15 protein-coding genes and 1 other RNA gene are annotated in these 12,862 nt (G+C 43.2%); 9 read left to right on the top strand and 7 right to left on the bottom strand.

The features are described 5' to 3' along the window. Positions 1-50: 50 nt before the first annotated feature. From phbB to HMO_RS13280, 3 genes are all read right to left on the bottom strand, one after another. Positions 51-773 carry an acetoacetyl-CoA reductase gene (gene phbB, locus HMO_RS0100250; RefSeq protein ID WP_010297050.1) on the bottom strand — a complete coding sequence of 241 codons (723 nt, stop codon included), beginning with the start codon at positions 771-773 and terminating at the stop codon, positions 51-53. 162 nt (positions 774-935) lie between these two features. Then, positions 936-1,094, bottom strand: a non-coding RNA gene (ssrS, locus tag HMO_RS15995) — 6S RNA. A gap of 10 nt (positions 1,095-1,104) precedes the next feature. Then, positions 1,105-1,884, bottom strand: coding sequence for an ion transporter (locus tag HMO_RS13280; RefSeq protein WP_010297048.1), 780 nt, complete (start codon positions 1,882-1,884; stop codon positions 1,105-1,107). A gap of 203 nt (positions 1,885-2,087) precedes the next feature. Here HMO_RS13280 and rpsF point away from each other — a divergent pair, with 203 nt between their 5' ends. The 8 genes from rpsF (at position 2,088) to der (ending at position 8,244) form a co-directional block, all read left to right on the top strand. Beyond that, complete coding sequence (gene rpsF, locus HMO_RS0100235) at positions 2,088-2,486, top strand: 30S ribosomal protein S6 (RefSeq protein WP_010297045.1); 399 nt, start codon at positions 2,088-2,090, stop codon at positions 2,484-2,486. Further along, positions 2,486-2,761 carry a 30S ribosomal protein S18 gene (gene rpsR / locus HMO_RS0100230; RefSeq protein WP_010297042.1) on the top strand — a complete coding sequence of 92 codons (276 nt, stop codon included), beginning with the start codon at positions 2,486-2,488 and terminating at the stop codon, positions 2,759-2,761. Before rpsF ends, rpsR begins: the two co-directional genes overlap by 1 nt. A gap of 20 nt (positions 2,762-2,781) precedes the next feature. Then, a complete protein-coding gene (rplI, locus tag HMO_RS0100225) occupies positions 2,782-3,306 on the top strand; it encodes a 50S ribosomal protein L9 (protein WP_010297040.1) in 525 nt (174 codons plus the stop codon). 580 nt (positions 3,307-3,886) lie between these two features. Continuing rightward, positions 3,887-4,369: a hypothetical protein gene (locus HMO_RS0100220; RefSeq protein WP_010297034.1), complete on the top strand. Its 483-nt coding sequence runs from the start codon at positions 3,887-3,889 to the stop codon at positions 4,367-4,369. A 63-nt stretch (positions 4,370-4,432) separates the two neighbouring features. Then, the gene (locus HMO_RS16700; RefSeq protein WP_139016788.1) at positions 4,433-4,636 is read left to right on the top strand and encodes a hypothetical protein; all 204 of its coding nucleotides are present in this window, start codon (positions 4,433-4,435) and stop codon (positions 4,634-4,636) included. A 150-nt stretch (positions 4,637-4,786) separates the two neighbouring features. Beyond that, complete coding sequence (locus tag HMO_RS0100210) at positions 4,787-5,191, top strand: hypothetical protein (RefSeq protein WP_139016787.1); 405 nt, start codon at positions 4,787-4,789, stop codon at positions 5,189-5,191. A 305-nt stretch (positions 5,192-5,496) separates the two neighbouring features. Then, positions 5,497-6,789: an outer membrane protein assembly factor BamB family protein gene (locus HMO_RS0100205; protein WP_010297025.1), complete on the top strand. Its 1,293-nt coding sequence runs from the start codon at positions 5,497-5,499 to the stop codon at positions 6,787-6,789. A 75-nt stretch (positions 6,790-6,864) separates the two neighbouring features. Then, on the top strand, positions 6,865-8,244 hold the full coding sequence (gene der, locus HMO_RS0100200) for a ribosome biogenesis GTPase Der (protein ID WP_010297024.1): 1,380 nt from the start codon (positions 6,865-6,867) through the stop codon (positions 8,242-8,244). Positions 8,245-8,605: 361 nt separating this feature from the next. On the opposite strand, the gene HMO_RS13275 is transcribed toward der, so the two are convergent. Further along, positions 8,606-9,532 carry an EamA family transporter gene (locus HMO_RS13275; protein ID WP_010297020.1) on the bottom strand — a complete coding sequence of 309 codons (927 nt, stop codon included), beginning with the start codon at positions 9,530-9,532 and terminating at the stop codon, positions 8,606-8,608. Positions 9,533-10,000: 468 nt separating this feature from the next. On the opposite strand from HMO_RS13275, the gene HMO_RS0100190 reads away from it, so the two are divergent. Further along, positions 10,001-10,186: a DUF465 domain-containing protein gene (locus tag HMO_RS0100190; RefSeq protein ID WP_010297017.1), complete on the top strand. Its 186-nt coding sequence runs from the start codon at positions 10,001-10,003 to the stop codon at positions 10,184-10,186. Between the two features lies 1 nt (position 10,187). Here the strand turns inward: HMO_RS0100190 and HMO_RS0100185 are convergent, their stop codons facing one another. The 3 genes from HMO_RS0100185 to pabB are packed head-to-tail and all read right to left on the bottom strand — an operon-like array spanning position 10,188 to position 12,862. Continuing rightward, on the bottom strand, positions 10,188-10,946 hold the full coding sequence (locus HMO_RS0100185) for an aminotransferase class IV (RefSeq protein WP_010297014.1): 759 nt from the start codon (positions 10,944-10,946) through the stop codon (positions 10,188-10,190). Then, entirely contained in the window at positions 10,947-11,516 is a 570-nt protein-coding gene (locus tag HMO_RS0100180; RefSeq protein WP_010297010.1) for an anthranilate synthase component II, read from the bottom strand. Continuing rightward, positions 11,513-12,862: an aminodeoxychorismate synthase component I gene (gene pabB / locus HMO_RS0100175; RefSeq protein WP_010297008.1), complete on the bottom strand. Its 1,350-nt coding sequence runs from the start codon at positions 12,860-12,862 to the stop codon at positions 11,513-11,515. The genes HMO_RS0100180 and pabB overlap by 4 nt, the downstream gene beginning before the upstream one ends.

Genomic DNA, 12,862 nt, shown 5'->3' with positions numbered 1-12,862 from the left:
GACTTGTCCGGGTATTTTCTTCTGTAAGATCAGCAATGAATTGCTAATGCTTACACCATATACTGACCACCATTTGCCGTAATAGTAGAACCCGTAATAAAGCCCGCCCCTTCGCCGGCTAAAAAGTTGACCACATGGGCGATCTCTTCTGCAGTTCCCAAACGCCCGACCGGAATTTGCCCAATAATGCTGTCTAATACGTTTTGAGGAACAGCTTTAACCATATCCGTATCAATATAGCCAGGGGCAATTACATTGACGGTAATCCCTTTATTAGCGCACTCTAATGCCAGTGCTTTTGTAAAGCCAATAACACCGGCTTTAGCAGCTGAATAATTGACCTGGCCAATCTGACCTTTCTGTCCATTAATAGAAGCGATATTGATAATCCGCCCAACCCCCCGCAACCTCATGCCATTGATAACACAATGGGCCATATTAAAGCAGGAAGTTAAGTTTGTCGTAATCACCGCTTCCCACATCTCAGGCGTCGTCTTATGCATAAATCCATCGCGGGTGATGCCTGCATTGTTGACCAAAACATCAACTGCTCCATACTTTTCTTCAATACTGGCAAGACTCCTTTGACACGCCTCATAGTTTCCAACATCCCACTTCATCACCTCGATACCATGCTGTTTAGCGAAATCTTGCGCCGCTGCATCGTTACTAGCATAGTTGGCAATAACCTTATATCCCCCTCTATGAAGTTCCATTGAAATCGCAGCACCTATACCGCGGGTTCCCCCGGTCACAACAGCAACTTTAGCCATAAAATACCCCTCAAAAACAATAACTTAATCGAGACAACACTTGTATGTTTAATTTTATATAAAAAATTAAACATAATTAAATAAAATTATAAATAATTAACATAAAAGAGCTTAAAGTTAAGAAAGGGTGCTATAAGGGATGAATAAGGAGGCTTTGATAAGAATGGTGCCACCCAGCCGATGGAATTTTATGATCCTCTCGCGACCTGCTATCTACAGGTTAGAGCCATTATATTCAGACCACGGCCTGAACAGGGACAGCCCTATTAAGAATCAATTGTGGTCCGGGGATTCATGACCTGTCAAACTGGGCAGCATAACCAACATAGTTCTATTTTAACTTTGTTTCAATAGCTTTAAGCCGCCCATTAATCTCAGCCAATATTTTTCCCACATCCTCCTCTGCTTTATCCTCATCCAGCTCTTCCTCAGCGGATTGCAAAGCACTGACCGCCACACCAATAAATAGATTCAGAATGACGAAGACCATAATGATATAAAACAGATAAAAATAAACCCAGGCATACGGATAATATTTTGTTACATCTCGTAGAACATTGTACCAATCGTCGCCACTTAAAACTTGAAACAGAGTATGAAATGAAGAGCCCACATCGGCAAAACGAGGCGCTTGGGGAAATAATAGGATTCCAATCAAACTAAACGTAAAGAAGAGAATCATCATTAGCACAAAAACATTACTGATCCCGGGCAGGGATTTATAAAATCCTTGCACCACATGGCGCATCCGGGCCGATACTTCAATAAAATAAAACAGCCGCAGCGCCCGTAAGGCTCTTAAGATCTCGCTACTAATTCCCAACGGAAGCGCTGAGCCGACAATAATGATAAAATCAAATACATTCCAGGGGGTGCGAAAAAACGACAGACCATTTGCGGCCAATCTAAGGCCAATTTCAACAAGAAAACACCCTAAAATTATCTTGTCTGCAGCCATTAAAAATTGGTACATGGGCTCTTCAGGTTTATAGAAAGTTAGCGCACCAATCACCCACGCATTAGCAATAACCAAAGACCCAATAATATAATGGACGATCGTACTTTCCATTAACCTTGCTAGTTTATTTTCTGCTTTATAGCTGCGTCCCATTCACGCCTCCTTAATGCCAATTCTATGGTATTATTATGAAAATCTTTGCAAATGCTTACAAGTCCTTGTATATTTCCTTAAAAAGCAGTAAAGTGTTTTTTAGAGTTTTTTATCTTCATAAGAATTTAAATTTCTCTCCTTGCCCGAACCTCAAGGTTTTGGCTTTAGCTTGATAAGCAAGTTTATATCCATAAGGAGTACCAATGAAACTGTATGAAACAGTATTTATCGTCCGTCAGGATGCGACCCCGAATCAGGTCGAACTCTTGGCTCAGGACTATACCCAAATTATCCGCACAAGCGGTGGCGAAGTTGCAAAGACAGAATTCTGTGGTTTGCGTTCCCTTGCCTACCCGATTAAGAAGAACACAAAAGGTCACTATGTTCTGATGAACATCAAAGCGACAGCTGATGTTGTTAAAGAAGTTGAGCGTCAGATGAAGTTGAACGAAAATGTTCTTCGGTATTTGACCATCAAAGTTGAAGCACATGATCCTAATCCATCACCTTTGATGCAACAGAAGAATTTCAACCCTGATCGTAACCGCGGTTATGATGATGATCAGGATGACCTGTTACCAGCAGCGACGGAGAATGCATAATGGCAAGAGATAACGATAGAAACCAAGAAAGACAAGAAAGAGCTGCACCACAACGTCGTCAGTTCTTCCGTCGTCGTAAATCTTGCCCATTTACCGGCGAAGGCGCAATGAAAATTGACTACAAAGATGCAAAAACACTATTCAAGTTTGTGTCTGAGCGTGGGAAAATGATCCCTAGCCGTATTAGCGCTGTTTCCACCAAGAAACAACGTGAGCTGGCCACGGCGATTAAGCGCGCTCGTTATCTGGCAATCATGCCATACGTTAACGACTAAGCCGAACGGAGAATTTTGATATGCAAATTATTCTATTACAACGCGTCGAAAAACTCGGTCAAATGGGTGATGTCGTTGAAGTAAAAAATGGCTATGCCCGTAACTTCTTGTTGCCTCAGAAAAAAGCTTTACGCGCCTCCAAAGCTAATCTGGAATTTTTCCAAGGCCAAAAGAGCCATTTGGAAGCTGAGAACCTAAAGCGCCGTGATGAAGCCGAAGCTGTCGCTAAGAAGATGGATAATGTCACCATTACTCTTATCCGTCAAGCGTCCGAAACCGGCCATCTTTATGGATCCGTTCGCAATGCTGACATTGCTGACACCCTAAAAGCAGACGGCTATGGTATTGCACGTACTCAAGTACAGCTTGATGCTCCGATTAAGACGCTTGGTATTCATAAAGCTCGTGTTGTTCTTCATCCAGAAGTTTCCATTTACGTTAGCGTTGTGGTATCTCGTTCTGAAGAAGAAGCGGCAGTTGAAATTAAGAAAGCTAAGACTTCTAACAGCAATGCAGCAGACGAGGCAGCAGTAGCTGAAGCGTAAGTTGTATTTAAAGACACTGTAAATGAGAAAAGGAGAGATATTAAATCTCTCCTTTTTTTATATGCTCGTTAAATCTCAAAATTAATCTCTTAAAGATAAAAGACTACAGAATTTAATTTAAAGAGCATTCCTTTTGAAATATTTTTTCCTCGCCCCAAAAGACAACATTTACTCAGATGGTCAATTCAAGACTCTGTGTACATCTAAAAAAGTTATCAGATTGGCTTACTGAAGGAAATTTGGGCTACTTCCCACCACAAGAACAAGGAAGCAAAGCCCCAGAGAGGCGAACGTTAAAAGAATATCGCAAGCACTGGGTCAGCGAGTGTTTCCTTGCGAGAACAAGTCAGCGCAGTGATTACTGATCAAATCTGCTAAAAAGATCAGTGCCTTCCAAGCTTTTCTTACTCTTTTTTGTGCCTTGACAATTTATAGAGCACTTACATCATGATCTTCCGGATAGGTTTTACTTTGAAAAAGCTAACTCACAGAATACTGTTGATTCCGGACAGGCCGTAAGTTATGGATAAATTTGCTAGAAAACAATTATCAATTTACTATAAAACTATAAGGAACAATTATGGTTAGCCAGCAACCTTATCTAAAATTAGCCAAGCGTATTTTTTTCATTTCTACTGTTCTGCTACCAAGCTTAGTGTCGCCTTTATTTAGTATGGACCAACATCCCACTGCCACCGACCTTGACGGCATTTCAGATTTAAATATAACAGTTTCCCGGACAGCCCCCCTAAACAAGTTAATTGATTGCTCTAATCAGAGTATGGACAAACTAAAAAATTTACTCAATGAAAGAGATAAAACTACACAAATCATTTATGATGATCTAAGGCAGGTTGTAGAAGAGTATATCACTCCTCTTCTCCCTTCTAATGAGATCAAATTAACACCTAGCTTAAGAAGTAAATTTCTCCAGCCATTCATCGCCCAACTCTTGTTTTCAGATGCAGACTTGCCCAGATTTAAAGACATTTCTTCTCAGCAATTCTTAACGGCAGAACGCGTCTTGCAATCTATAGCTCAAAATGATGAACTTCCGACTTAAATCAGATGGGTATTTGCCTTTGGTGCTTCTCTATTATATCAGACAGCTTTACCCGGCAGCGGCTTGCCGATCGAAGACCCCCATCTTCAGGGCACTATTAACTGGCTTCATTACGTAATGGATCAGTATGAGACGCTCGGAGGAGAAGACCCAACAATTTATTTGGAAAGTTGTCATTATATCAGCGGCCTTTACGAAAGACGCGCTCAAACTGCCATTTCTGAAGGGAAAATGGGGACTCATCGCTCCTTGCTTCAGAGCGCATGAGAGTATTATGCGAAAAGCCACAAGTTCATTATAGCTCATCAGCACGAGTTAAATATCGAGGCTCTTGGAAAGTATTTATACCAGGCGGCCAGCTTTAAAGAAAAAGGCTTAACAGCGTCTTTTACTTTAGAAGATTAAGCGATCAAGGATTTGATTGATACGTATGAACTTATGCTTAACTTTGCTATTAATCCCCCTTATAAGACATTATCGCTTTACGTTAGTTCCTCTAAGGCACTGAAGCAATTAAGTGCTCCAATTGCGGAATCTAATAATACCGCAAATGTAGAAGAGTTGAAAACTCATTACACACCAGAACCTGCAACAGAGGAGGAAATGCTATGGAATTTTGCGGAAAGGTCAACAGCCAAACGCCTTGCTGATCAAGCGAGAATAAAACTTGGGTATCTCTATTACCGCACCCCCCAATCCGCTGATAAAGGACCGAACTTTAAGAAAGCTGCAAAATATTTCTTAGCTTGCGAGAATAGGTTTAATGCATGGGCTGAAGAATGGTGGGAATTACCAGAATTACAACCCTATCTCAACACCTAACATAAGGATTACAAGCTTAGGCGGGAGGCGGTAAAACTTTAAACGTTACCCTTTCCCAGTTCTGCCAATATAGTCTCTATCGGATATCACTAAAGCCGCAGAGAAGATCAAGAGAGTTGATAATTCTTACTTCTCCTTAATACCTGTGTTGCGCGGAAGTGATCTTTTTTCGATGATTTTCCCTAAAAAATTGGAGGAGTGCTGTCCTCCGTTAAAGCTCCAGTTGTGGCAACAATTGCCGTCAAACTTGCTTTTTTGTGAGTAATCTTCCATAAATAGAATGAATACAATTAAATGGTGTACCAATGACTAGAAAACTCTTACTCTTAAGCTCAGCTTTGGCCCTTGCTTCTTGTGATACCTTCTCTTCAAAGGCCCCTTTGCCTGGCAAACGTGAAAGTATCTTTGTACAAGAGGCAACAGTGAAGCCTGAAACAGCGAATGGCAGAGCGTCACTTTCTTTAGCCCAAGAGACTAAGAACAAAGATTGGGCAGTTCCTGGGGGATCTTTAAACCATTCTTTAGATAACTTAGCTCTCAATAAAAACTTAAAAAAGCTTTGGTCTACTTCTATTGGCGCCGGTAATGATAGCCATAAAAGGATGGTCTCAAATTTAATTGTTAGCAATAACACTATTTTTGCGATGGATACCAATGGAAAGGTGAGCGCTCTGTCCATGGACAGCGGCAAAGAGTTATGGGTTGTCGCGACCGTTCCTGAAGGAGAAGAGGCAAACGCTCTCGGGGGCGGCCTTTGCGCTGGCTCTGGGGCAATTTTTGCTACCACCTCTTTTGGTGACATTTTAGCCCTGGATGCTCGAACTGGAAAGCAGCTCTGGAAGCAGTCTTTACAGACCCCTATTAGAATTGCCCCCACTCTTGCGGCCGGTCAGGTTATTATTGTCAACGTTGCCAATGAAGCCTATGCCCTGGACGCTAAAAGTGGCGCCATCAAATGGAATCATATTGGCTTACCGGAGGCCACAGGTCTTTTAGGAGGCGGTGTACCAGCAGTTCAAGGGGATAAAATTATCATCCCTTATTCTACGGGTGAACTTTATGCTTTGTCAGCCAGCAATGGCCAGCAGCTATGGGCAGAAGCACTCAACCCTGCAACCGCCTTTGATCCCTTGTCAAGTATTAGCCATATTAGAGCCCGTCCGGTCATTCACCATAATAAGGTTTACGCCATCAGTCATGGTGGGCGGATGGCCGCCTTTGACCTTACCAGTGGGCAGCGGCATTGGCAAAAAGATATTGGCGGCCTGCGCACCCCAGCTGTTGTGCAAGGTTACCTATTTATGATTAATAATGATAATGACTTGGTCTGTTTAGACACAGCTCGTGGCCAAGTTATCTGGGCTCATGCCCTTAAAAATCGGGCCGGAGAAGAAAAAGCCCTTTGGGCGGGACCGGTCTTGGCAGGCGGCAAACTCATTCTGACAAATTCGAATGGCCAAATCGTATTTATTAACCCCGTTAATGGTCAAGAAATTTCAGTGCTCGACCATGGTGATAAGCTCAGCCTGTCACCCATTGTGGTGGATGGCAAGCTGTTAGTATTATCTGACAGTGGCCAAGTAACTGTTTACGGATAAAAAACAAAATGAATTTTGGAGTGGGAAGACCTTTTCTTCCGACTCCCAATTAATGGCAAACAAAAGCTAACGACAATGAAAAAAATTGCAATTATCGGCCGCCCGAATGTTGGGAAATCAACTCTATTTAATCGCTTTGCCGGCAAGCGGTTAGCGTTGGTGCATGACATGCCTGGCATGACACGGGACCGAAAGGAAACAAACGGCAAACTCTATGATTTATCCTTTAGGATTATTGATACCGCCGGCTTAGCAGATCCTGACACCTCGATTCTAACCAAACGCATGTTTGAGCAGACGCAAGTGGCGATTGAGGAAGCAGATTTAGTGCTATTCCTTATCGATGCGCGTGAAGGCATTACTCCTTATGATCGTGACTTGGCCAATTTGTTACGGCGGCACAATAAGCCGGTCATTGTGGTGGCAAATAAATGCGAAGGTCGTCATGGTGAAGTAGGTTATTCTGAAGCTATGGGGTTAGCGCTGGGCGAGGTTGTCGCCATCTCTGCCGAGCACGGTGAAGGGATGTATGACCTTTATGAATATATGGCTCCTTATTTTCAAGCTGACACTGATGACTTAGAAGAAAAAAACGAGGCAGACGCCGAAGAATCGCTGGACCAAGAAAAATCTCGCTCGTTAAAACCGCTCAAGTTAGCTATCGCCGGTCGTCCAAATGCAGGTAAATCGACGCTCATTAACAAGCTCATCGGTGAAGAACGGCTTTTAACGGCAGATATGCCTGGCGTAACCCGGGATGCCATTACAATTGAATGGAATTATCAAGGCCGTCCCATTGATTTGATTGACACTGCCGGCCTACGGCGGCGTCGAAGCATCGATCAAGCCTCTGAGAAGCTTGCTGTTATGGACACACAACGCTCCATTAATTTTGCTGAAGTTGTGATCTTAGTCATAGACGCCACCTGCCCTTTTGAAAAGCAAGACCTGACTATTGCCTATGATATTATCTCTGAAGGCCGAGCCTTAGTCCTAGCTTTAAACAAGTGGGACTTAGTGAATGATAAATCAACTTTGCTCAAATCCATCCAAGAGAAATTAGACAATCAACTGACCCAAGCCCGGGGGATTCCATGCATTCCCATCTCTGCTCAGCATGGCAAAGGGTTAGAGAAACTAATGGATGCAGTTATGGTCATTTATGAGACCTGGAATCGGCGTATTTCCACAGGCCAGCTGAATAAATGGTTATCATATGTAACTGAAAACCATCCCGCCCCTGCTGTTAATGGCCGACGGATTCGCTTGAAATATATGACCCAGGCTAAAACCCGACCGCCTACCTTTGCTGTTTTTGCCTCGCAAGCAAGTCAGCTGCCCGATAGCTATAGTCGCTATTTAATTAACAATCTACGCAAAGATTTCAAATTAGATGGTATACCAATTCGCATATTTGTGCGCGGTGGCAAGAATCCTTATGATGACAAGAAATAGTATTCAAGCTTAAGGCGGCCTTCACAAGGCTGCTTCTCCACCCTCTTCCACATTGACACTGACACAAACCTGCGCCCAAATAGAATAAGAAAATCTAAACTCTTCTTGTTGATATTTCCATTATTAAGGCGGTCTTAGCGGGGACTTTATATAAGCCTAAGCGCCCCCTATCCAACCCCTAACACAAATACAGGGATTATTCTCACTTAGAGTTTCCTCGCAGGGACACCCTTCAGTTAGAAATTTAACATTACCAGCTGGTAAGAATTACTTAAGCGAAAGCTTCACAGTAAGATAAAGATTGCATTATTAAGGGACGCCGAGGCAGCGCTATGCCTCTCCTTGCACCCTACTCCCCTCTCTAAGCTGCTTTTTGATGCTCTAGATCAGGCAAAGGTAAAGTCTTAGCATCAGCAATTATTACTTTTCTAGGAATTTTCTTGCTTCGCCATTGCGTTATAATAAGACCTGTAAAAATTAGGATCGCTGCTACTCCAGTTAAAAGAGTCAACCTTTCATCAAGGAATAAGCTCGCAAACCCCATGCCAAAGACTGGAACGAGCATCGAAAATGGAGCAACTCTTTGCGGATCATAAGAGCGGATCAGAACTGCCCATAAGGTGGTGGCCACCCACGAGGAAATACAAGCGGTGTACGCTAAACAAATCCACCCTAAGGCTGACATGGAGGTGAGGCACGTGGCAACAGCTTCATAGCCATCACAGTAAAGGCTTAAGCATAACATAGGGATAGGGGGCACCACAGAAGACCATACAGTTAATGCAAACATATCCACTTGGCCGACTTTGCGGTAAAGAATATTAACAATCCCCCATGACACTGCGGCGGCAATGATTAATGAGAAACCTAAAACAGAGCTTTGGGCTTGCATTTTCCAGCCGATCAGCATCATTCCTGCTGCGGCAATAAGCATTCCCATAACTTGGTTAAATCGGATCCGCGATTTAAAAACTAAAACACAGAACAATACGGTAAAAAACGCTTGGCTTTGTAAAACCAAAGAGGCCAACCCTGCCCCCATTCCGTAATGGATCCCCATGAACATTAAAGTAAATTTAAGGACTCCTGAGGTTATGCCTACCGCCAGAATCAGCGGCCAAGAAACAGCCGGTTTGGGGACAAATACAAAGGGCAAAGCGGCAATGAAAAATCTTCCCGCTCCGTAAAGGTAAGGAGGCATCTCATTTAAACCCACTTTGACTGCAATAAAGTTAAAGCCCCAGATCGTAGCTATAAAAATCGCCATCAATATATGACGCAAAGACATAAAACACCAACCTGCTATTTTAGCAGACAAAATTATTTTCTTATAATAGATAGTTCTATTTTTGTAACATATGTTCGTCGCCACTTCAATTTATTTTATGAGCGCCCTAGTTTAGAAAGTAAACATAGTTATAAAATATCTAATAAAAAATAATTAATTTAAAAAACAAGTAATATTTACATTCCTAAATAACCTCTAAATTAATTTATTTATAACCTATCGGTTGATTACAGGATTTTTTTTCTCGTTGTAATAAAAGAATGGCAGAGAAAGATGGTAAAATATAATTGGAAGGCAAAGCTAAAGTTATTTTTAACGCCTCCTTTTTCTAAAATTTTAATTATTCTGTAATTGTCCTTTTAGTTTATTCACTCGATAACAAGTCTAATTGAGAAAATTAAAAGGGCAAGTATTTGACTTATTAAAAAAATATACCATATAGTATATTAGACTATAAAGGAGGCTCACATGAACATTCAATCCCATATTGATGCGCTTATAAACAAGCATGGTAAATTGGATAAAGAGATCCAGCGCATAGAAACACGCGCTTTTGTCAGCGAAACTCACCTGCATGAGATGAAAAAGAAAAAACTTAAAGTTAAAGAAGAAATTGAACGGGTTAAAAGCCAACAAAAGACGAGTATGAGCTAGATTACGCCATAACCCCTGGAACGGACCCAATAAGACTATTGGTTAAAAATATTCGCTCAGCTACCTCGACGTCCTGTCGTGTAAGATGATCCACTCGAACAGGCGTCTTGCTTTTACACATCTCTGCAATAATTTTACCGCGCATGATACCAGGCAAACATCCATCGGTTAAGGGGGGAGTGATTAGCTGCCCGCCTTTAAAAACAAAGACATTAGCTGTACTGGCCCCGACAAGGTATCCCTGGCGATTAAAGAACAACACATCATCTAGTCCACGCTGATCAGCCTCAAGGCGCCCTAAAATAGCGAGCTGGTAGCCTAAGTGTTTAACGCTACATAGCGGCTCTGCTTGTTGAAAGCAATACTGAGAAAAGCCCAAGTGCAAAAGAGATGAGCGCCGTTGATAGGGGACAACTGTCGCCAAAGTGGTCGGTATCACTGTCTCTGGCAGCTGTATGCCCCGCTCACTGGGCCCGCGGGTAAGGGTAAAACGTAAGGCCGCACTTATCCCTTGAAGCTGATTATGGTCTATCAGCTTTAGAAGGGTGTCCTTAAACTCTGAAAACAGCAAGTTAAAGGGAATCTGAAATAATTGAGCCCCTTTGTTCAGCCGCTCAAAGTGGGGCTTCAAACACTCAATACTACGTCCATCATAATAAAGCGTTTCGAAAAGGCCGTCGCCTAGAGTAAACCCCCGATCCTTTATACTCACTGTGGCTTGGGAGGCGTCAATATATTCTCCATTAAGATATACAATCATCTACATCTCCCCCTCGAGGAAATTCTTCAGTAACCCATGACCAAAATCTGTAAGTACGGCTTCCGGATGGAACTGCACCCCCACAACAGGCAACTGACGATGGCGCAGTGCCATAATCTCCCCGTCCACTGATTCAGCTGTAATCTCTAAGCAGCCGGGCAAAGTTAATCTGTCGACCACAAGCGAGTGATACCGCGTCACAGATAACGGCTGCGGTGCCCCTAGAAATAAGCCAGCTCCTTGATGAGTGATTCCCTGTACTTTACCATGAACAGGAGCCAGCGCCCGAACGACATTGCCTCCAAACGTTTGCCCAATTGCTTGGTGGCCTAAACACACACCCAAAATAGGGATCTTGCCGGCAAATTGCTGGATGGCCTCAAGCGAGATACCGGCTTGACTCGGAGAACAAGGACCCGGCGAAATAACTAAATGGGAAGGCGCTATCGCCTTAATTTGAGAAAGCGTTACCTCGTCATTGCGAACAACAGTTATGGCAGCACCCAGTTCACGAAAATAACGGATAAGGTTATAAACAAAAGAATCATAGTTATCAATCATTAAGATCATGGATTAAGCGCCTTTTTTAGGGCAATCGCTTTAACGAGAGTTTCTTCATATTCCGCCAAAGGCTGAGAGTCAGTGACGATCCCGCCTCCCACCTGGAAGGTGAGCTTGTCCCGCGTTACCAAAAAGGTCCTTATAACAATACTGGTATCCATGGTCCCATCAAAGCCAATATAACCGATAGAGCCACAATAAACGCCGCGGTAAGTAGGCTCTAATTCCGCAATAATTTGCATCGCCCGAATTTTAGGGGCTCCCGTAATTGATCCCCCCGGAAAGGTTGCTTGCAAGAGGTCGATGGCCGACTTTCCTTTCTCAAGAGCGCCTGTTACGGTCGTGACTAAATGATGAACAGTAGCATAAGATTCAACTTCCAACAATTTGGGCACCTGGACACTGCCCGGTTGACAAACCCGCGATAAATCATTACGCATCAAATCAACGATCATTAAATTCTCTGCACGGTCTTTTTCGGAGGCCGCTAATTGCTGCGCCAGGATTTGATCACGGTGAAGGTTACTTAAATCGCGTGGACTTGTTCCTTTAATGGGTTTGGTTTCAACACAACCCCCCTTTAGCTTTAAAAACCTTTCGGGAGAGGCGCTTAAAATGGTATGCTCTTTATCCTGAATATAAGCGGCAAAAGGTGCTGGGTTGGTCTGTCTTAAGCGTCGATAAAGGATAAAGGGATCACCTTGATAACAGGCTTCATAGCGCCGTGATAAGTTTGCTTGGTAAATGTCGCCTGCATAAATATAATCAATGACTTTGCGCACCTGCTGACAATAAGCAGCTTCCTCAAAAGCATTAGAAAGATCCCTCACCGTAAAATCATTGCTTTCTTCCCCAGGCGGCGCGGCAAGACTAATCTGTTCTAGCAGCCATTGCAGCCGTTGCTGGGCACGCGCGCTCTCGCCGGTGGGCAAGCCACTTGAGAATATCCAGGCTTTAAGTTGATGGTGATCAAAGGCTATCACCAGATCATAAAATCCCATCATCATGTCGGGAAACTTGAGATCATCCTCGGCGGCCTTCGGTAGACGCTCAAGACTAGCGGCCAATTCATAGGACAGAAACCCGGCCACCCCCCCTTGAAAAGGAGGCAACCCGGCAATCGTCTCTAGTTTGTAGTAATCTAAGTGACGTTGAAGAATATCTAAAGGCTTAACCGCCTCTGGTTGATAAGTTTCTCGCAAGATCAACCAGGGATCGACAGCAATAAAAGAATACCTACCCCATTCTGATGCTGAATTAGCACTATCTAGGAAGATGGCGCCCACGTGGGTGTGAAAAATAGCAAAGAGGGCCACTGGGTCTTGATAAGGTATTTCTTGCACCAATGGCTGCAT

It is taken from the genome of Candidatus Odyssella thessalonicensis L13, from assembly GCF_000190415.1.
Lineage (GTDB): Bacteria > Pseudomonadota > Alphaproteobacteria > Paracaedibacterales > Paracaedibacteraceae > Paracaedibacter > Paracaedibacter thessalonicensis.
This window is presented reverse-complemented; position numbering and strand designations above follow the sequence as displayed.

Coding starts and splice junctions, on each gene's coding strand:
- phbB (WP_010297050.1), bottom strand. CDS start 773: ATGGCTAAAGTTGCTGTTGTGACCGGGGGAACCCGCGGTATAGGTGCT.
- HMO_RS13280 (WP_010297048.1), bottom strand. CDS start 1,884: ATGGGACGCAGCTATAAAGCAGAAAATAAACTAGCAAGGTTAATGGAA.
- rpsF (WP_010297045.1), top strand. CDS start 2,088: ATGAAACTGTATGAAACAGTATTTATCGTCCGTCAGGATGCGACCCCG.
- rpsR (WP_010297042.1), top strand. CDS start 2,486: ATGGCAAGAGATAACGATAGAAACCAAGAAAGACAAGAAAGAGCTGCA.
- rplI (WP_010297040.1), top strand. CDS start 2,782: ATGCAAATTATTCTATTACAACGCGTCGAAAAACTCGGTCAAATGGGT.
- HMO_RS0100220 (WP_010297034.1), top strand. CDS start 3,887: ATGGTTAGCCAGCAACCTTATCTAAAATTAGCCAAGCGTATTTTTTTC.
- HMO_RS0100205 (WP_010297025.1), top strand. CDS start 5,497: ATGACTAGAAAACTCTTACTCTTAAGCTCAGCTTTGGCCCTTGCTTCT.
- der (WP_010297024.1), top strand. CDS start 6,865: ATGAAAAAAATTGCAATTATCGGCCGCCCGAATGTTGGGAAATCAACT.
- HMO_RS13275 (WP_010297020.1), bottom strand. CDS start 9,532: ATGTCTTTGCGTCATATATTGATGGCGATTTTTATAGCTACGATCTGG.
- HMO_RS0100190 (WP_010297017.1), top strand. CDS start 10,001: ATGAACATTCAATCCCATATTGATGCGCTTATAAACAAGCATGGTAAA.
- HMO_RS0100185 (WP_010297014.1), bottom strand. CDS start 10,946: ATGATTGTATATCTTAATGGAGAATATATTGACGCCTCCCAAGCCACA.
- HMO_RS0100180 (WP_010297010.1), bottom strand. CDS start 11,516: ATGATCTTAATGATTGATAACTATGATTCTTTTGTTTATAACCTTATC.
- pabB (WP_010297008.1), bottom strand. CDS start 12,862: ATGCAGCCATTGGTGCAAGAAATACCTTATCAAGACCCAGTGGCCCTC.